The sequence below is a fragment of the Sphingomonas sp. genome (assembly GCF_051962185.1).
In the GTDB taxonomy this organism is placed as follows: Bacteria; Pseudomonadota; Alphaproteobacteria; order Sphingomonadales; family Sphingomonadaceae; genus Sphingomonas.
In genome coordinates this window covers 1-16,592 of the sequence record NZ_JBQCCN010000007.1, presented here as the reverse complement: position 1 = coordinate 16,592, position 16,592 = coordinate 1, and the positions used below count along the sequence as shown (strand labels likewise).

Here is a 16,592-nt window from a genome sequence, read left to right as displayed (position 1 = left end):
CAACATGGGCATTTTTTCGCGAACCCGCGACATCATCGCCGCCAACTTCACCGACCTTTTGGACAAGGCGGAAGATCCGGCGAAGATGATCCGCATGATCATCCTGGAGATGGAGGAAACGCTGGTCGAGGTTCGCGCCTCCGCCGCGCGCACCATCGCCGATCAGAAGGAGATGCGTCGCCACATCGCCAAGCTCACCCAGCTCGAGGAAAGCTGGACCGAGAAGGCGGAGCTGGCGTTGTCGAAGGATCGCGAGGATCTCGCCAAGGCCGCGCTGGTCGAGCGTCAGAAGGCGACCGACATGGTGACCGAGCTGAGCTCGCAGATCACCGTGCTCGACGATGCCCTGAAGGGCTCGGAAGAGGATATCGCCAAGCTCCAGAAGAAGCTGAGCGAAGCCCGCAACCGCCAGTCGTCGATCGCCACCCGGCTCGAGAGCGCGAACAACAAGTTCAAGGTCCGCGAAATCTATTCGGCCGGCCGCACGCAGGACGCCTTCTCGCGCTTCGACGTGCTGGAACGCCGCGTCGACCTGGCCGAGGGCCGCGCCGAGGCGCTCAACCTGGGCGGCCAGCCCAAGACGCTCGAGGAAGAGATCGCCGAGTTGAAGGCGTCCGAGAAGGTCGATGCCGAACTCGCCGCGCTCAAGGCGCGTCTGGCCAAGAAATAAGGGAGCCGAACCATGGACGTCACAGCTGTCCTGATCTGCGGAACCCTGTTCCTGGGCCTGCCCTGGGTGATCCTCCACTACGTGACCAAATGGCGCCAGGCGCCGAAGATCACCAACGAGGACGAGAAGCTGCTGGATGAGCTCTACTCGCTCGCCCGCCGCCTCGAGGACCGCGTTTCGACGGTCGAGCGCATCGTCGCTGTCGACCATCCCGACTGGAAGGTGAGCATGCCGCTCGCCGAGCCGGCCGACCAAATCGCTTCACGGAGCAACTGACATGTCCGCCAGCCGTACCAAATTCTACCTGGATAAGCAGAACAAGAAGTTCCTGGGTGTGTGTGCGGGTATCGCCGACTACACCGGCATCGACGTCACCGTCGTCCGCGTCGGCACCGTCATCCTGGCACTGATGACCACGGGCTGGATCATTCCCGCCTATTTCATCACCGCCTGGCTGGCACCGTGCAAGCCGTTCGGCCTGTACGAGGACGCCGACGACGCGAAGTTCTGGCAGGGCGTGCGCTCGAACCCGAGCCGCTCGACCGCCGAGGTCCGCTCCAAGTTCCGCGACCTCGACCGCCGGCTTGCCGACATCGAGACGCTCTACACCAGCCGCAATACCCGCCTGGCCGACGAGATCGACGCGCTGCGTTGAGCCGGCCGCACGATAGGGGAGAATGAACGTGGATCAGGGTCAAATCTTCGTCCTGGCGATCATCGCGATCGCCACCATGGGCGGGATCATCAAGATGTCGATCCGGGCCAAGCACGGCTATCCGCTGGAAGACCGCAACAGCCGCCGCGCGATGCGCCGCGGGTTCGTGGATACCAGCGGCGATCTCGAGGCGCAGCGCAAGATCGAATTGCTCTCGAACGAGAACGACAAGCTGGTTAGCCAGATCGGCCGCCTGGAGGAGCGCCTGCGCGTCCTCGAACGCATCGCCACCGATCCCGCCGAGCGCATCAGCCGCGAGATCGACGAACTGCGCAACCGCGACGAGGTGAAGTGAGATGACCGAATTTTTCGCCACCAACGGCTTCACCGTCTTCATGCTAGCCCTGGTCGTGGTTGGCGTCCCCGCGGCGCTCGGCATCGGCAGCGAGATGCTCAAGACCTGGACCCAGCATCGCGAGAAGATGGCCGAGGCGCTCAACGCCCAGGCCGCCGAGAAGGCCGCGCAATATGCGGCGCAGACCGAACGGCTCGAACAACGGATGCGGGTCATGGAGCGGATCGTCACCGACCGCGGCCTGGATGTCGCCGAAGAGATCGAGAAGCTGCGCGACGCCCCGTCGCAGCCGCTGAACTGAGGAGGACCGGACGATGCATATCAGCCCCCTTCTCATTCCGATCCTGGGCATCTGCTGCGGCCTGCTCGCGATCTTCGGCGGCGTGTTCGTCAAGCCCTGGCTCAAGCTGCGCGAACGCCAGCTCGAACTCGAAGCCGACAAGGTCGCCGAAAAGGCCGCGCAATATGCCGCCCAGACCGAACGGCTCGAACAGCGGGTGCGCGTGCTGGAGCGGATCGTGACCGACCGCGGCATCGCGGTCGCCGATGAAATCGAAAAGCTGCGAGGCGACGAGCCGCAGCCGCTGAACTGAAAAGGAAAAGTGAGATGATCGGAATAGCGATCTTCATCGTGATCCTGGTGATCCCCACCGGCATCGGTGTGTGGCTCGCCGAGCGGGTCGACCGGCCGCGCCGCCGCGCCATGCGCGACGCCGCCGCAATCCTTCCCGCCGAATAACCGCAATCCCGAACAGGAGCCTCCCCGGATGAACCCCTTTGAAATGGTCATGGGCATCGTCCTGATCGTCACGATCGGCAGCATCGTCCGTGCCAAGATGGGCGTGGGCCGCGACAATCGGGGTACCGATTTCCATCTGCGCGATCCCGGCCTCAGCGAGGAAAATCGCCAGCTTCGCAACGAAATCACCAGCCTCAAGGACCGCATCGCCGTGCTCGAGCGCGTGATCACCGACACCAACAACAGCAGCGCCAATCTCGACCGCGAGATCGAGGCACTGCGCAACCGCGACCGCTGACGCGGCCGGCAGCAATCCAATGGAGACGTCAATGATGACCGACCCCAACCTCTACCTCACCATGGCGGGTGCCGGCCTGGCCGGCCTGGGCATGGTGTGCATGGCCTCGCTCGCCGGATGGCGTGGCTGGCTGGCGCTCAAGGAGCGCGAGATCGGCGCCTATGTCGACCATGCCGGGCATGACGCCCCGGTGCTTCCCAACGCCAGCGCGCGGATCGAGATCGCCGATCTCAAGGAACGGATCCGCAAGCTCGAGGCGATCGCCTCCGGGGTGGACCTCTGAGGTCCCCCCGCCGGTCGCCCTGAACTTGTTTCAGGTCCGGGTCCGACGGAGGGCATCGCGATCCGCGCGGTGTAGGGCCCGGGCTCTGAAACAAGTTCAGGGCGACGGTTGGATTGGACGGTCAGGACGCTATAGCGCGGTCCATGGCCAGCCTTTCCGACCTGCAGGACGAATATGAATTCCTCGACGCCGACGATCGCTATCGCCTGCTGATCGATCTCGGCCGCGCGCTCGAGCCGATGCCCGAGGCGCTCAAGACCGACGCGACCCTGGTGCGCGGATGTTCGGCGGCGGTCTGGGTCTATCCCACGGTCCGCGACGACGGCGCGCTCCATTTCCTGGCGGATTCGAACGCGGCGATCACCAAGGGCATCATCGCGCTCGTGCTGCTGACGGTGCAGGACCGGCAGCCGGCGGAGATCCTGGCCACCGACATCGACGCCGCGCTGGCGCCGTTCGATCTGCGCAACCAGCTCAGCTCGAACCGGACGCAGGGAATCCCCAATATGATCGCACTGATCAAGGCGACCGCGGAGCGGTATTCGGGCTGACTGTTAAATCCTCCCCGTTTACGGGGAGGATTTTTGAGCCCCTCAAATCGCCTGCCAGTCGAACGCCAGCGGCGCCTCGCGAAACGCGAAGCGATCGAGGTGGCGCGCGACCGCGCCCTTCAATCCTTCGAGCTGCCCCTCCACGCTCGCGTCGATCCGCACATCGAGCGCTTCCGCTCCCGCATCGAACGTGACCAGCGCGTCGCCAGGCCAATCCGCTCCGCGCGCATCCCTTGGAAACACCACGGTGCCATGCTCGGGCGTGAACTCAACGCTCAGGTTGTGCTGCCAATGCTTGCACAATTGCTGGAGATATTTGCTGGCGCTCGCGGTCGGCACCTTGGCGGTCGCGGAAAAGGTCATGAGAAGCTTTCGATAACGAGCCGGCGGCCGGGTCGATGCCCAGCCGCCGACGTAGGATTTGCAAGCGGGTGATGCCGCGCACGGGATTACAGCCGCTCGATTTTCTGCGCGGCTTCATCGAGCAACGCGACGATCTGATGCAGCACTTCGTCGTCGACCTCGCCCGAATTGAGCCGATTGACCAGCACCTCGCGAAGGTTGCCCATCGCGCGACGGATCGAGGTGGCATCGGTCTTCTGCCGCTCCTCGCCGATCGAGGTCAGCCGGGCGATCAGCGCCGCGACCTGCTCGGCATTGGCGTCGAGTTCGGCCTTGCCCGCCTCGGTCACCGCGAACAGCTTCTTGGCGCCTTCGCTCTGCTGCGCCTCGATCAGGCCCATGTCGTCGAGCAGGGTGATGGTCGGATAGACCACGCCGGGGCTCGGTGCATAGGCACCGCCGGTCAGCTCCTCGATCTGGCGGATCAGGTCGTAGCCGTGACGCGGTTCGTCGGCGATCAGCTTCAAGAGCACGAGCCGGAGCTCGCCGCCGTCGAACATGCGCCGCGAGCGGCCCTCGCCGCGCCCTTCACGTCCGCCGCCGAAGCCGCGGCCATGCCAGCCGCGATGATGGCCCCAGCCACCGCGCATGGCGTGCTTGCCGCCGTGACAGCCGTGGCCGCCATGCTGGTAGAAAAACATCATTTCTTGAGTCCTTGAGTGGTTCATGATGGCGCCAAGATATATCTTCGCGAAAAAGGTTCAAGATATATCTTAGAGTTTTTTTGCCTGCTTCTTGAGAAAGGAATTCGGCCCCTCCTCCGTCATCCCGGCCTTGTGCCGGGATCCGCCGGGCGGCAGGCCTCACGGCGAGAGGCTCAAGGGCAGGACCACGCGGCACGGCAGACCCCGGCACAAGGCCGGGGTGACGTTTGGGGGAACGACAGCCCTCCCCCTCTCCAGTTCGCTCCAAGCTTGCCCGCGCCAGGGAGCGGTGAACGCTGGGAATCCGCCTCCCAAAACCCTATCTTCCCCCTCATGGCCGACCTCTTCGCGGGCTTCGAACCCGAAGCTCCTTCCCAGGACATTCCGGGCGACAACGCCCCGCTCGCCGACCGGCTCCGACCGCGGCGGTTGGAGGATGTCGTCGGGCAGGAGCATCTGACCGGCCCCGACGGCGCGATCGGGCGGATGGTCGCGGCCGGCCGGCTGTCGTCGATGATCCTGTGGGGGCCGCCGGGCACCGGCAAGACCACCATCGCACGCCTGCTTGCCGACGCGGTGGGATTACGCTTCGTCGCGATCTCTGCGGTGTTCTCGGGCGTCGCAGATCTCAAGAAGGCCTTTGCCGAGGCGCGCGAACATGCCCGGGTCGGCAAGCGCACCTTATTGTTCGTCGACGAGATCCACCGCTTCAACCGCGCGCAGCAGGATGGCTTCCTGCCCTATGTCGAGGACGGCACCGTCACCTTGGTCGGCGCCACTACCGAAAATCCCAGCTTCGAACTCAATGCCGCGGTGCTCAGCCGCGCGCAGGTGCTGATCCTGCATCGCCTCGATGCCACCGCACTTGGCAAGCTGCTCGACCGCGCCGACGAATTGATGGGACGCCCCCTGCCCCTCACCCCCGAGGCGCGCGCGGCGATGATCGCCAGCGCCGATGGCGACGGCCGCTTCCTGCTCAACCAGGCGGAGACGCTCTATTCGGTCGATCTCGCCGAGCCGCTCGATCCCGCCGGTCTGTCCGCCTTTCTGCAGCGCCGGGTCGCGGTGTACGACAAGGATCGCGAGGGGCATTACAACCTGATCTCCGCGCTGCACAAAGCGGTGCGCGGCAGCGACCCGCAGGCGTCGCTTTATTATCTCGCGCGGATGCTGACCGCCGGCGAAGAACCCTTGTTCGTCGCGCGCCGGCTGATCCGCATGGCGATCGAGGATATCGGCCTGGCTGACCCGCAGGCCGTGGTGCAATGCCTCGCCGCCAAGGACACCTATGAGTTCCTCGGCTCGCCCGAGGGGGAATTGGCGCTGGTCCAAGCATGCCTCTACCTCGCGACCGCCCCCAAATCGAACGCGTCCTACAAGGCGATGGGCGAGGCGTGGCGCGCGGCCAAGGAGACCGGCTCGCTGATGCCGCCGCAGAACATTCTCAACGCGCCGACCAAGCTGATGAAGGATATCGGCTACGGCAAGGGCTATGCGTACGACCACGATACGGCGGAGGGTTTCTCCGGATCGGATTACTGGCCCGAAGAGATGAGCCCGCAGACCTTCTACAACCCCACCGATCGCGGGTTCGAGAAGCGCATCCGGGAACGGCTGGACTATTGGGACAGTCTGAGGCGGGGGAAGAATGGCTGACACGCTCGATAGCTGGGACCAGGTCGTCGCCTTCGCGCTGACGCTGCCCGATACCTATATGGAGAGCTTCTATGGTACGCCTTGTCCGAAGGTGAATAAGAAGGCGTTCGTCTCGCCGAGCCATGAGGCGGGGACCAGCTTCCATGTGCCGAGCACCCACGACGAAAAGGCCGTCCTGCTCGAAACCGATCCCGATACCTTCTGGCAGACGCCGCATTACGAGGGGTGGCCCGGCGTGCTGGTGCGCTATCGGTCGCACGATCCCGAGCGTGTCCGCACCGTCATCACGCGCGCCTGGTGGGACAAGGCGAGCAAGCAGCAGCGGGCGGCGTTTGGCGATCGTCCCTGACCATTTCACCCATTTCGCCGCGATCGACTGGTCGGGCGCGGTCGGCCCGGTCCAGCGCGGCATCGCGGTGGCGATCTGCGCGCGTGACGGCGGTCCGCCTGAATTGATCGGGCGCGACGGCGGCTGGTCGCGGGTGGCGATCCTCGAATGGCTGCGCGACACCATGCCCGACGGTACGCTGGTCGGCCTCGACCTCGGCCTGTCACTACCGTTCGCCGATCAGGAGGCTTTCTTTCCCGGCTGGAACGAGAGTCCCCCCGATGCCAAATCTTTATGGGCACTGGTCGATCGTCTTTCGACCGACGATCCGCACCTCGCCGCCTCGACCTTCGTCGATCACGCCGAAGCCTCGCGTCATTTCCGTCGCCACGGCGGCCGCGAGGGGGATATGTTCGGCGGTGGCCGCGGCCGGCTGCGCATGTCGGAAGTCGGGCAGCAGCAACAGGGACTCAATCCCTATAGCAATCTCAATCTGGTCGGCGCGGCGCAGGTCGGCAAATCGAGCCTGACGGGCATGCGCGTGGTCCATCGGCTCGACGGCAAGCTGCCGATCTGGCCGTTCGACCCCGTGCCCGACCGTGGCTCGCTGATCGTGGAGATCTACACCAGCCTGGCCGCGATCGCCGCGGGGCGCGCCAAGGGCCGCACCAAGATGAAATCGATCGAGGAATTGAACGTCGCGCTGTCCGCGCTCGGCAGCGCGCCGGTCGCGGGCTACGGGGCGATCGACGATCACAGCGCCGACGCGCTGCTCACCGCCGCCTGGCTGCGCACCGTCGCGCAACGCCCCGAAATCTGGTCCCCCACCGGCCTGACGCCGGAGATCGCGCGCACGGAGGGCTGGACCTTCGGCATCGTCTGACGCATGGGGGCGCTCCACGAGGTCGGCCGGATTAGCTCAGCTGGTAGAGCAGCGGTTTTGTAAACCGAAGGTCGCGGGTTCGAGCCCTGCATCCGGCACCATTCAGTAGCCACGGGCATCCGGCGGCCGGCGCCACGACGGAACGCTGGCGAGCGCCGAGGCGACCCCTCCCCGAAAGATAGGGCTTGCGTCGCCCTCGGGCGATCCGCAGGCTTCTTCGCGGGAGGGGTGAGCGATGGGCGATTTCGCTCGTTGGGCGACACGGAATCGCCGGGTTGCGATCACGACGGCATTCGCCGCCTTGTGGCTCTACGTCCTGTGCTGGCCGATCGTCGCGCCCGACCTGCCCGAATATGTATTCCCCTGGTTCCGCCACATCGTCGCGTTCGGGCCGGTCGGGGCGTTCGCGATGCCTTTCGCCAATTATACGCCGCCCTATCTCTACCTGCTGGCCGCAGCGTCGATGGTCACCGCCGATCCGCTGGTCGCGGTCAAATCGCTGTCGATCCTGAGCGCGCTATGCATCTCGCTGGCGATGGCGCGCCTGTTGCGCGCGGCGCCGGGCCGATACGAAGCGACCCTGTTCGTCTTCCTGTTGCCGACCGTGGTCATCAACGCGGCGGTGTACGGGCAGTGCGACGGCTTTTGGACGGCCGCCTGCCTGTTGGCGGTAGCAGCGGCAATGGACGAGCGAACCGTTGCGATGCTCCTGTGGTGCGGCGTCGCCATCGCGTTCAAGGCGCAATCGGCCTTTCTCGCTCCGTTCGTTCTCGCCGTCCTGACCAACCGCCGGGTCAACCCGATCCTCTGGGCGATTCCGATCGCCATCTATGCGCTGGCGATGCTGCCCGCCCGGCTCGCCGGCTGGCCGGCGCGCGACCTCGCCACCGTCTATCTGCTCCAGGCGCAACATTTCAACACGATCGGCACGGCCCCCAATCCCTGGGCGATCGTCGCAGCGTTCGCACCGGCGCGTCCTTTGCCCTGGTTCGTCGTCGGATACGCCGCCGCGATCGTTGTCGCGATCGGCTATGTGATCGTGTTCGCGCGCCGCCGGCTCACGCCGCCGGACCTGTTGCGCGCCGCGTTGCTGTCGGCGCTGCTCGTACCCTTCCTGCTGCCCAAGATGCACGAGCGCTTCACGTTGCTCGCCGACCTGCTGTCGTTCGGACTGGCGCATACGCTGCGCACGCGCGAGGCATGGCGAACCTGCGTCGCCGTCATCGCGGCATCGACGATCGCGACGTTCGGGGCGATGTTCGACGGGCGGATATTCCTGTTCATGATCGCCGGCGCGGCGTTCGTCGAAGCGGCCGCCATCATTATGGTCGTGACGCCGCTGATGCGACGCCAGCTCCAAGGGAAGCAACAGTTCCCGCCAGTTCGATAACTGTCACCGAAATTTGCAGGCAGGCGCCATTGACGGACCCGGTAAGATATATCCCCGCCTATACCGGCCAACGCATAATCATGATCCTCGTCATGATATCGTCGTTCTGCGCCGCACTGCTCAGCGGGATCATCGGCGTTCACATGCTTCCAATTTCATTCGAAGAGCGGGGATACGCCACAGTTCTGAAATGGTCGGTGCTTGCCGGCATACCTCTTGCCTTTGCGGCGACATCGGTCTTCTCGGCGCTTGCCCTGATCAAACGCTATCGATGGGCCCCCGGGTTGGCGACGGCTTTCCCTCTGCTGGTGTTTCTCTGGATCGCAACCATACCAGTTTGGTTCTTCACCTGAGCGACCGGACAACGGCAACGGTTTACCGAACGCGCTGCTCAACGACCGCCCCAATAATCGAACGCGAGCCGCTGCCGCTCCCTGATCAGCTCCATCGCCTGTGGCCCAGTCCAGGGCCCGTCATAGCCCAGCACGAACGCCCGCGCCCCGCCCCACCAGCCTTGCCCGGGCAGTCCGTCGGACTCGCGCACCACCAGCACTGCGAGTTCGGGCTCGCCGGCCGCGATCGCCGCTTCGTCGATCACGTCGAGCGTCTTGCACACCGCGCGCATCTTGGGCCGGGTGAAGCGGTGGCCGAGCAGGCCGAGCAATTCCGAATAGCTCAACGCCCGCCCTTCGCCCGCCGCCGCGATCAGCAGCGCACGGACGCGGTCGACATCGGCGAGCGAATTGGCGGAACTGGACTCGGTCATTACGTCCCCGGGATGACAATCGCGGCGGATGTGCGCTACTTCGGTTGCAACTCGCACCATGTCAGGGGCGTTGCGCAAGCTCAATGATCAAGCCAATTCCATGATCAAGGTCGCGAGCTACAACATCCGCAAAGGCGTCGGCACCGATCGCATCCGAAGCCCGGAGCGGATCATGGCGGTGCTGCACGAGATCGACGCCGACGTCATCGCCTTGCAGGAGGCCGATCGGCGCTTCGGCCGACGCGCCGCGATCCTGGGCCCCGAGCATCTCGCCGATCACAGTCCGTGGAAAGCGCTGCCGTTCGGCGCGCGGCCATTGTCGAGCGGGTGGCACGGTAATGTGCTGCTGGTGAGGCGCGACGCCCATGTGATCGATTGCGAGGCGATCCATTTGCCAACGCTCGAGCCGCGCGGCGCGGTGATGGCCGACGTGCGGATTCGCGGCGAAGCGCTCCGCGTCGTCGGCATGCATCTCGATCTGTCGGGGCTGATGCGGCGGCGCCAGGCGGACGCGATCCTGTCCCATCTCGACGCCAGTACCGACAAATTGCCGACCGTGATGATGGGCGATCTCAACGAATGGACCCGCGCCTCGGGCTGCCTCAAGGAATTCGGCGAGCGTTTCCATTTCGCCGCCACGGGCCCCAGTTTCCACGCCCGTCGCCCGGTCGGCCGGCTCGACCGCATCATGGCCTCGCCCGATCTCGCGATCACCGATTGCGGCGTCCATGTCAGCCACGCCTCGCGCTGGGCGTCGGACCATTTGCCGATCTGGGCGACGGTGACGCCGGCATGACGCGCGAGAAGGAATTGCGCATGGCGCTGGTCTGCTACGGCGGGATCAGCCTGGCGGTCTATATGCACGGCATCACCAAGGAAATCTGGCGCCTGGCGCGCGCCAGCCGTGCCTTCCACTCTGGCCAGGCGCCGCACGTGCAATCGACCGAGCACATTTATTGCGGCTTGCTGCGCGAGATCGAGGAAGAGGCGGAAATCCGCCTGCGCGTCCTCCCCGACATCATCGCCGGCGCCAGTGCCGGCGGCATCAACGGCATCTTCCTGGCGCAGGCGCTGGCCACCGGTCAGAGCCTCGAACCGCTGACCCAATTGTGGCTCGACGTTGCCGACGTCGAAGCGCTGCTCGATCCGAAGGCGGCACCGTCGCACAGCTTTTCCAAGGCCTGGGCGCTGCCGATCGCCTGGATGGCGCAACGTCGCGGCGCCGCCCGGGTCGACGAACTGGTCGAGGCCGGCGCGCGCGCCGAGGTCGAGCGCAAGCTGTCGCATTTCGTCCGCTCGCGCTGGTTCGAACCGCCGTTCGGCGGCGCGCGCTTCACCAATCTGGTGCTCGACGCCCTGGCGGCGATGGCGGAAACCGGGGGCGACGGTCGCCTGCTACCCACGGGCCAGCCGCTCGACCTGTTCGTCACCGTCACCGATTTTCGCGGCCATCCCGAGCGACTGGCACTCAATTCGCCGCCCGAAGTGCTCGAGACCGAACATCGCCTGGTCATTCCGTTCAGCGATCATGGCAGCGGGGCGTTCGCCGACGCCGCGGAACTCGCCTTCGCGGCACGCGCGACCTCCAGCTTTCCCGGCGCCTTCCCGCCCTTCACGATCGCCGAACTCGACGCGGTGCTCGACGATCGCGAAATGGCATGGCCGACGCGCGACGCGTTCCTCGAACGCGCGCTGCCCCGTCAGTTCTCGGTCAACGCGGTCGACACGGCGGTGCTGATCGACGGATCGGTCTTAGTCAACGCGCCGTTCCGCCCGGCGATCGACGCGCTGCGCGAACGTCCGGCGCGGCGAGAAATCGACCGGCGTTTCATCTATATCGACCCCTATCCGGGCCTCGGCTTCCAGTTCGGCGCGACCGCGGCGCAATCGCCCGGTTTCTTCCAGACCATCATCGGCGCCATCTCCGAAATCCCGCGCCAGCAGCCGATCCGCGACAATCTGGAAGAGATCCAGCAGCGCAGCCAGCGCATCGAGAACATGCGCGCGATCACGCGGTCGATCCGTCCGGAGGTCGAGGCGCAGATCGAAAGCCTGTTCGACTACACCTTGTTCTTCGATTCCCCCACCGCGACGCGGCTCAAGAACTGGCGCGCCAAGGCGCAGAACGCCGCTGCGACCAAATCCGGCTATGGTTACGCCGCTTACGGCCATCTCAAGGTCGCGGGGGTCATCGACCTGATCAGCAACCTGCTCCACGCGATCGGCGGCGAGCCCGGTGCCGACCGGCTGCTCCGCATTCGCCAGGCGGTCGAAGCGGCAGTCCAGGCAAGCGACGGCGGCCTGACTTTCGCCGGCAAGGCGAGCGAATCGGCGATCCTGTTCCTGCGTTCGTTCGACCTCGGGTTCCGCGTCCGCCGCTTGCGGCTCGTCGCCCGGCGACTCGCCGAGCTCGAAGACGACCTGTCGGAGGAGCAACTGACCGCCGCGCGCGACGCGATCTACGACGCGCTCGCCGCTTATCTCGAGGCCAAGCGCACCGACACCCATGCGGCGCTCCGCCGCGACGTGCGCAGCCTGCGCGGCGACGCGACGTCGTTGCTCGACAAGCTCGCGGCCTCGCTCGACCTCAAGAGGCTCGACGACGAAACCGACGCCAATCTCGCCGAAGCGTTCGCCGGCATGGCCAAGGACGTGAAGCGCCCGTTGCTGCTGACCTATCTCGGCTTCCCGTTTTTCGACGTGGCGACGCTACCGCTGCTCCAGGGCGAGGGCCTCGACGAATTCGACCCGATCAAGGTCGACCGCATCGCGCCCGAGGATGCGACCGCGATCCGCGCCGGCGGTGCGGAGGCCACCCTGAAAGGAATCCAGTTCAACAGCTTCGGCGCGTTCTTCAGCCGCGCCTATCGCGAGAACGATTATCTATGGGGCCGCCTCCACGGCGCCGAAAGGATGATCGACATCATCGTATCGGCGCTGCCCCCGCGCATCCGCATGAAGCCCGGCCGCGTCGCCGCGATCAAGCGCAAGGCATTCCACGCCATCCTCGACGAGGAAGAGGAACGGCTGACCGCGGTGCCGGGCATGGTGGAGGCGCTGCGACGCGAGGTTGGGTGAGCCTCTCCGCCGATCGGACGATTTTGATTCACGCGAAGGCGCGAAGAAGAATTGGGTTCGCGCCTTAGCGCCTTCGCGTGAATCAAAATCAGCGCCAGAAGGACATGCCGCCCCCGAGGAGTGAAGGCCACTCTGGCCAAATTGAACCGGTCCCGCTAGCGTCCCGGACCATGCAGTTCCTCAAGATCCTCTTCTGGTGCCTGATCAGCTTCGTCGCGGCGATCTTCACCTATGGCAATTGGAACTGGGTGACGATCTATCTCTGGGGCGGGCTGGTCGCCGAGGTGAACCTGCCCTTCCTGCTGCTGCTCACCTTCCTGGCCGGCGTGGTCCCGACCTGGCTCTATTACCGGACGATGCGCTGGCGCCTGTCGCAGCGGCTGGCCACCGCCGAACGCATCATCGCCGACCTGAAGCCGGTGGTGCCGATGGGGGTCGAGCCCGGCCCTGCCCTGCCCGCGCCCACGCCCGCCGCCGGCCCGACGCCGCCGACACCACGCAAGCCGCCCAAGCCACCCGAACAGCCGCCGCTCGAGCTGACTCCATGACCAGCCGGATCTACGTCGCGCTCGACACTCCCGACATCGACAAGGCCAAGGCGATCGCCACCCGCGTCCGGCATCATGTCGGCGGGATCAAGCTTGGGCTCGAGTTCTTCATGGCCAACGGCCGCCACGGCGTGCTTGAGATGCACGAGCTCGGGCTGCCGATCTTCCTCGACCTCAAGCTCCACGACATCCCCAACACCGTCGGCAAGGCAATCCAGGCATTGCGCGGGCTGGAGCCGGCGGTACTGACCGTCCACGCCAGCGGGGGCCGCTCGATGCTGGAGGACGCCAAGGCGGCCGCCCCGAGCGGCACCAAGGTCGTCGCGGTGACCATGCTCACCAGCCTGGACGAGAGTGATTTGCGCGCCAATGGCGTCGACGGATCGGCGCATGAGCAGGTGCTGCGCCTCACCGAACTCGCGATGACCGCCGGGGTCGACGGCATCGTCTGTTCGGGCGAAGAGGTGAAGGCAGCGCACAAATTGTGGCCGAAAGGCTTCTTCGTCGTCCCCGGCGTGCGCCCGGCCAACGGCGCGATTGGCGACCAGAAACGCGTCGTCACGCCCCGCGCGGCGATCGACGGCGGCGCCTCGATCCTGGTCATCGGCCGCCCGATCACCGGGGCCGAAGATCCCGACCTTGCCGCACGCGAGATCGGCGCGACGCTGTAGCCTGCCTAGATCGCCTCTATCGTGCCGATCCTGCTCGCGGTGGCGATCAGTGTCGGGATAGCGTCGATACCCCCGATGGTTCGTGACCTGGGCAAGGCGCCGGGACGGACGAGCGTCATCGCTTGCCGCGCTTTATGCCGCTGCTAGACCGCGCATCATGCCCCACCTCATGATCCGCCCAGCCAGGTCGACCGACCTCGCCAATCTCCAGCCCCTGATCCAGCGCGCCTATCGTGGCGACGATGCACGCGCCGGCTGGACGCACGAGGCCGATCTGCTCGACGGCGAGCGGATCGGCGTGGCGGAACTCGAAGCGATGGTCGCCGATCCGGCCGAGCGATTGCTGGTCGGGTTCGACGGCGATCGGACGATCGGTTGCGTGCGGGTCGCTAACAGTGGTGGCGGCCTCGCCTATCTCGGCCTGCTGTGCGTCGACCCGCTGCTCCAGGCGGGCGGCTACGGCAAGCAATTGATCCTGGCGGCCGAAGCCATGGCGCGCGATACGTTCGGCGCCGACCGCATCGAGATGACGGTGATCGATACGCGCGCCGAGCTGATCGCCTTCTACGAGCGCCGTGGCTACGCGCGAGCCGGGACGCGCGCTTTCCCGGTCGTGGTCGATCCACCGCTTCACATGGTCGTGCTGGAGAAGCCGCTCCGCTGAGGCCAGCAAGGCGCGGCATCCGCGGCGGCGATGAGGCCGTCCGCCCGCACTACCGCGCTGAATGCCGCTTGTTCGGCCGGCGTCCGCAACCAGATCGTCCGTACGCCCGAACGCCCGAGTGCCGCGACAATCTTGGGCCGCTGTCGCCGGCGGAAGGTCGCGACGAAGTGGACGAACTCCAGGTCGAGCTTCTCGGCACATCCCTCGCCCATGTCGGGACGGACGCGGCCATAGGTGCCGACAATCCGCTTGGCGATGCGCGAGAGGCACGTCGCGGTGGAAAGATCGAGGAAGATCGCGAGATCGGCGCGCCCGAGCCGCTTGCCCAGCGACGAGCCGTACTGCCCGTCGATGATCCATGCCGGCCGCTCGGCCAGCTCTTCGAGCCGCGCATTCCACGAGTCGCGATCGGGCTCGGTCCAGCCCGGCTGCCAATATTCCTTATCGAGATGGATGACGGGCAGCCCGGTCGCAGCGCCCAACGTTACCGACAAGGTCGACTTGCCCGCGCCCGAGCTGCCGATCACCGCGATGCGGCGAAACGGCTGGTTGTCGTCACGCATGGTCATCCGCCCCTAGGGTCTGTACTCAAATACCGCGAGGATCGTGATTGCCCGCAGGAACCCGCCGACGAGGAGCGCAGCGCAGTCGCGTAGCTGAAGCTACGCGCCAGCACGCGACGACGCTCGGCGGGCTCCTGCGGGCAACCGCGAAGCGGCGGGCCGATTTTGGCGTCCGGACGTCGTCGCGCGTCGGTCACGATGCTATCAGCATCGCTCCCTCCTTGCTCCTCGCCGAACACCAAAATCGGCTCCGTCACGACCTCGCGGTATTTGAGTACAGACCCTCACCACGTCTATAGCGCCGCCATGCCTCGCGTCACCGCCAAGATCTGCGGCCTCAGCACGCCCCAAACGCTCGACGCCGCGATCGCCGGCGGGACGAGCCATGTCGGATTCGTGTTCTTCCCGCCGTCTCCGCGCAACCTGAGCCCGGACCAAGTCGGCGGGCTCGCGGCTCGGGTGCCCGCGCACGTCTCCAAGGTCGGGGTTTTCGTAAATCCCGACGATGCCCTGGTCGACGCCGCCATCGCGGCCGGGCGGCTCGATGCGATCCAGCTCCACAAGACCGCGCCCGAACGCGTCGCGGCGATCCGCGCGCGCGGCGCGCCGGTGTGGGCGGCGGTCCCGGTGAAAACCCGTGCCGACCTCGACGCGGCGCTCAACTATCGGCAAGCGGCCGACAAAATCCTCTATGACGCCAAGACGCCGGAAGATGCCGCGGTACCCGGCGGGATGGGGTTGCGTTTCGACTGGAGCCTGCTCGACGGCTTTCGCCACCCGTTGCCCTGGGCTTTGTCGGGAGGCCTGACGCCCGACAACGTGGCCGAAGCGGCAAGCCGCACCGGCGCGTCGCTGGTCGACGTGTCGTCGGGGGTCGAATCCACCCCCGGCGCCAAGGATGTGGACAAGATCGCCGCGTTCCTTAAAGCGGTCGCGCAATGCTGAACCCGACCGTCCCTGCCCTGCGCTTTCCGCAACGATGGCGCTGATCGCCACACGCGATCTGCCCATAGTTGTGATGAGGATTTTACGGTGATGTCGGACTCTACCCTGTTGTCGAATTCATTCCGCAATCAGCCTGACGAGCGCGGCCATTTCGGCCAGTTCGGCGGCCGCTACGTCGCCGAGACGCTGATGCCGCTGATTCTCGATCTCGACCGCGAATATCGCGCGGCCAAGGCCGACCCCGCCTTCGCGCAGGAATTCGACGATCTGCTCGAACATTATGTCGGCCGGCCGAGCCCGCTCTATTTCGCCGAGCGGCTGACCGCCTCGGTCCGCGCCGGCGCCGAGCCTGGCAAGGGCGCGCAGATCTGGCTCAAGCGCGAAGAGCTCAACCATACCGGCGCGCACAAGATCAACAATTGCATCGGCCAGATCCTGCTTGCCCGCCGCATGGGCAAGACGCGGATCATCGCCGAGACCGGCGCCGGCCAGCACGGCGTCGC

At 66.0% G+C, this 16,592-nt stretch carries 25 protein-coding genes, 1 tRNA gene and 1 pseudogene; 23 read left to right on the top strand and 4 right to left on the bottom strand.

From position 1 onward, the window contains the following. Positions 1-4 precede the first annotated feature (4 nt). The 10 genes from pspA to ACTHJR_RS00660 all read left to right on the top strand — a co-directional run bounded on the left by pspA (position 5) and on the right by ACTHJR_RS00660 (position 3,551). The gene (gene pspA / locus ACTHJR_RS00705; protein ID WP_440521111.1) at positions 5-670 is read left to right on the top strand and encodes a phage shock protein PspA; all 666 of its coding nucleotides are present in this window, start codon (positions 5-7) and stop codon (positions 668-670) included. A 12-nt stretch (positions 671-682) separates the two neighbouring features. Continuing rightward, positions 683-946, top strand: a complete 264-nt coding sequence (pspB, locus tag ACTHJR_RS00700; RefSeq protein WP_440521106.1) for an envelope stress response membrane protein PspB — start codon at positions 683-685, stop codon at positions 944-946. Between the two features lies 1 nt (position 947). Then, entirely contained in the window at positions 948-1,325 is a 378-nt protein-coding gene (pspC, locus tag ACTHJR_RS00695; RefSeq protein ID WP_440521105.1) for an envelope stress response membrane protein PspC, read from the top strand. A 22-nt stretch (positions 1,326-1,347) separates the two neighbouring features. Next, a complete protein-coding gene (locus tag ACTHJR_RS00690) occupies positions 1,348-1,680 on the top strand; it encodes a hypothetical protein (RefSeq protein ID WP_440521103.1) in 333 nt (110 codons plus the stop codon). Between the two features lie 94 nt (positions 1,681-1,774). Beyond that, complete coding sequence (locus tag ACTHJR_RS00685; protein ID WP_440521110.1) at positions 1,775-1,981, top strand: hypothetical protein; 207 nt, start codon at positions 1,775-1,777, stop codon at positions 1,979-1,981. Between the two features lie 13 nt (positions 1,982-1,994). After that, a complete protein-coding gene (locus ACTHJR_RS00680) occupies positions 1,995-2,273 on the top strand; it encodes a hypothetical protein (protein WP_440521102.1) in 279 nt (92 codons plus the stop codon). A 14-nt stretch (positions 2,274-2,287) separates the two neighbouring features. After that, the gene (locus ACTHJR_RS00675; protein ID WP_440521101.1) at positions 2,288-2,419 is read left to right on the top strand and encodes a hypothetical protein; all 132 of its coding nucleotides are present in this window, start codon (positions 2,288-2,290) and stop codon (positions 2,417-2,419) included. Between the two features lie 28 nt (positions 2,420-2,447). Then, the gene (locus tag ACTHJR_RS00670; RefSeq protein WP_440521099.1) at positions 2,448-2,717 is read left to right on the top strand and encodes a hypothetical protein; all 270 of its coding nucleotides are present in this window, start codon (positions 2,448-2,450) and stop codon (positions 2,715-2,717) included. Positions 2,718-2,751: 34 nt separating this feature from the next. Continuing rightward, entirely contained in the window at positions 2,752-3,000 is a 249-nt protein-coding gene (locus ACTHJR_RS00665; RefSeq protein WP_440521109.1) for a hypothetical protein, read from the top strand. 143 nt (positions 3,001-3,143) lie between these two features. Beyond that, positions 3,144-3,551, top strand: coding sequence for a SufE family protein (locus tag ACTHJR_RS00660; RefSeq protein WP_440521098.1), 408 nt, complete (start codon positions 3,144-3,146; stop codon positions 3,549-3,551). A 42-nt stretch (positions 3,552-3,593) separates the two neighbouring features. On the opposite strand, the gene ACTHJR_RS00655 is transcribed toward ACTHJR_RS00660, so the two are convergent. Next, positions 3,594-3,914 (bottom strand): DUF2218 domain-containing protein, encoded by a 321-nt coding sequence (locus ACTHJR_RS00655; RefSeq protein WP_440521097.1) that lies wholly within the window; start codon positions 3,912-3,914, stop codon positions 3,594-3,596. Positions 3,915-4,000: 86 nt separating this feature from the next. Then, positions 4,001-4,594, bottom strand: a complete 594-nt coding sequence (locus tag ACTHJR_RS00650) for a PadR family transcriptional regulator (protein ID WP_440521108.1) — start codon at positions 4,592-4,594, stop codon at positions 4,001-4,003. Between the two features lie 336 nt (positions 4,595-4,930). Between ACTHJR_RS00650 and ACTHJR_RS00645 the strand changes: the two genes are divergently transcribed. The 6 genes from ACTHJR_RS00645 to ACTHJR_RS00620 all read left to right on the top strand — a co-directional run bounded on the left by ACTHJR_RS00645 (position 4,931) and on the right by ACTHJR_RS00620 (position 9,207). Beyond that, positions 4,931-6,253 (top strand): replication-associated recombination protein A, encoded by a 1,323-nt coding sequence (locus ACTHJR_RS00645; protein WP_440521096.1) that lies wholly within the window; start codon positions 4,931-4,933, stop codon positions 6,251-6,253. Continuing rightward, entirely contained in the window at positions 6,246-6,602 is a 357-nt protein-coding gene (locus ACTHJR_RS00640) for an MmcQ/YjbR family DNA-binding protein (RefSeq protein WP_440521095.1), read from the top strand. The genes ACTHJR_RS00645 and ACTHJR_RS00640 overlap by 8 nt, the downstream gene beginning before the upstream one ends. Then, a complete protein-coding gene (locus ACTHJR_RS00635; RefSeq protein WP_440521107.1) occupies positions 6,592-7,464 on the top strand; it encodes a hypothetical protein in 873 nt (290 codons plus the stop codon). Before ACTHJR_RS00640 ends, ACTHJR_RS00635 begins: the two co-directional genes overlap by 11 nt. Before the next feature lie 25 nt (positions 7,465-7,489). After that, positions 7,490-7,565: transfer RNA gene (locus tag ACTHJR_RS00630), tRNA-Thr, on the top strand. 134 nt (positions 7,566-7,699) lie between these two features. After that, complete coding sequence (locus ACTHJR_RS00625) at positions 7,700-8,854, top strand: hypothetical protein (RefSeq protein ID WP_440521094.1); 1,155 nt, start codon at positions 7,700-7,702, stop codon at positions 8,852-8,854. Positions 8,855-8,934: 80 nt separating this feature from the next. Then, a complete protein-coding gene (locus ACTHJR_RS00620; protein ID WP_440521093.1) occupies positions 8,935-9,207 on the top strand; it encodes a hypothetical protein in 273 nt (90 codons plus the stop codon). Between the two features lie 38 nt (positions 9,208-9,245). Here the strand turns inward: ACTHJR_RS00620 and ACTHJR_RS00615 are convergent, their stop codons facing one another. After that, positions 9,246-9,620: a ribose-phosphate pyrophosphokinase gene (locus ACTHJR_RS00615; protein ID WP_440521092.1), complete on the bottom strand. Its 375-nt coding sequence runs from the start codon at positions 9,618-9,620 to the stop codon at positions 9,246-9,248. A 100-nt stretch (positions 9,621-9,720) separates the two neighbouring features. Between ACTHJR_RS00615 and ACTHJR_RS00610 the strand changes: the two genes are divergently transcribed. The 5 genes from ACTHJR_RS00610 (at position 9,721) to ACTHJR_RS00590 (ending at position 14,581) form a co-directional block, all read left to right on the top strand. Beyond that, positions 9,721-10,416, top strand: a complete 696-nt coding sequence (locus tag ACTHJR_RS00610) for an endonuclease/exonuclease/phosphatase family protein (protein ID WP_440521090.1) — start codon at positions 9,721-9,723, stop codon at positions 10,414-10,416. Next, a complete protein-coding gene (locus ACTHJR_RS00605; protein WP_440521089.1) occupies positions 10,413-12,698 on the top strand; it encodes a patatin-like protein in 2,286 nt (761 codons plus the stop codon). The genes ACTHJR_RS00610 and ACTHJR_RS00605 overlap by 4 nt, the downstream gene beginning before the upstream one ends. 170 nt (positions 12,699-12,868) lie before the next feature. After that, positions 12,869-13,246: a hypothetical protein gene (locus ACTHJR_RS00600; RefSeq protein ID WP_440521088.1), complete on the top strand. Its 378-nt coding sequence runs from the start codon at positions 12,869-12,871 to the stop codon at positions 13,244-13,246. Beyond that, complete coding sequence (gene pyrF, locus ACTHJR_RS00595; RefSeq protein ID WP_440521087.1) at positions 13,243-13,917, top strand: orotidine-5'-phosphate decarboxylase; 675 nt, start codon at positions 13,243-13,245, stop codon at positions 13,915-13,917. The genes ACTHJR_RS00600 and pyrF overlap by 4 nt, the downstream gene beginning before the upstream one ends. A gap of 157 nt (positions 13,918-14,074) precedes the next feature. Beyond that, positions 14,075-14,581, top strand: coding sequence for a GNAT family N-acetyltransferase (locus ACTHJR_RS00590; protein WP_440521086.1), 507 nt, complete (start codon positions 14,075-14,077; stop codon positions 14,579-14,581). On the opposite strand, the gene ACTHJR_RS00585 is transcribed toward ACTHJR_RS00590, so the two are convergent. Beyond that, complete coding sequence (locus ACTHJR_RS00585; protein WP_440521085.1) at positions 14,548-15,144, bottom strand: topology modulation protein; 597 nt, start codon at positions 15,142-15,144, stop codon at positions 14,548-14,550. The genes ACTHJR_RS00590 and ACTHJR_RS00585 overlap by 34 nt on opposite strands. 306 nt (positions 15,145-15,450) lie before the next feature. On the opposite strand from ACTHJR_RS00585, the gene ACTHJR_RS00580 reads away from it, so the two are divergent. After that, positions 15,451-16,089, top strand: a complete 639-nt coding sequence (locus ACTHJR_RS00580) for a phosphoribosylanthranilate isomerase (RefSeq protein WP_440521084.1) — start codon at positions 15,451-15,453, stop codon at positions 16,087-16,089. A gap of 90 nt (positions 16,090-16,179) precedes the next feature. Continuing rightward, positions 16,180-16,592 (top strand): annotated as a pseudogene (locus ACTHJR_RS00575) (tryptophan synthase subunit beta); the annotation flags it as partial.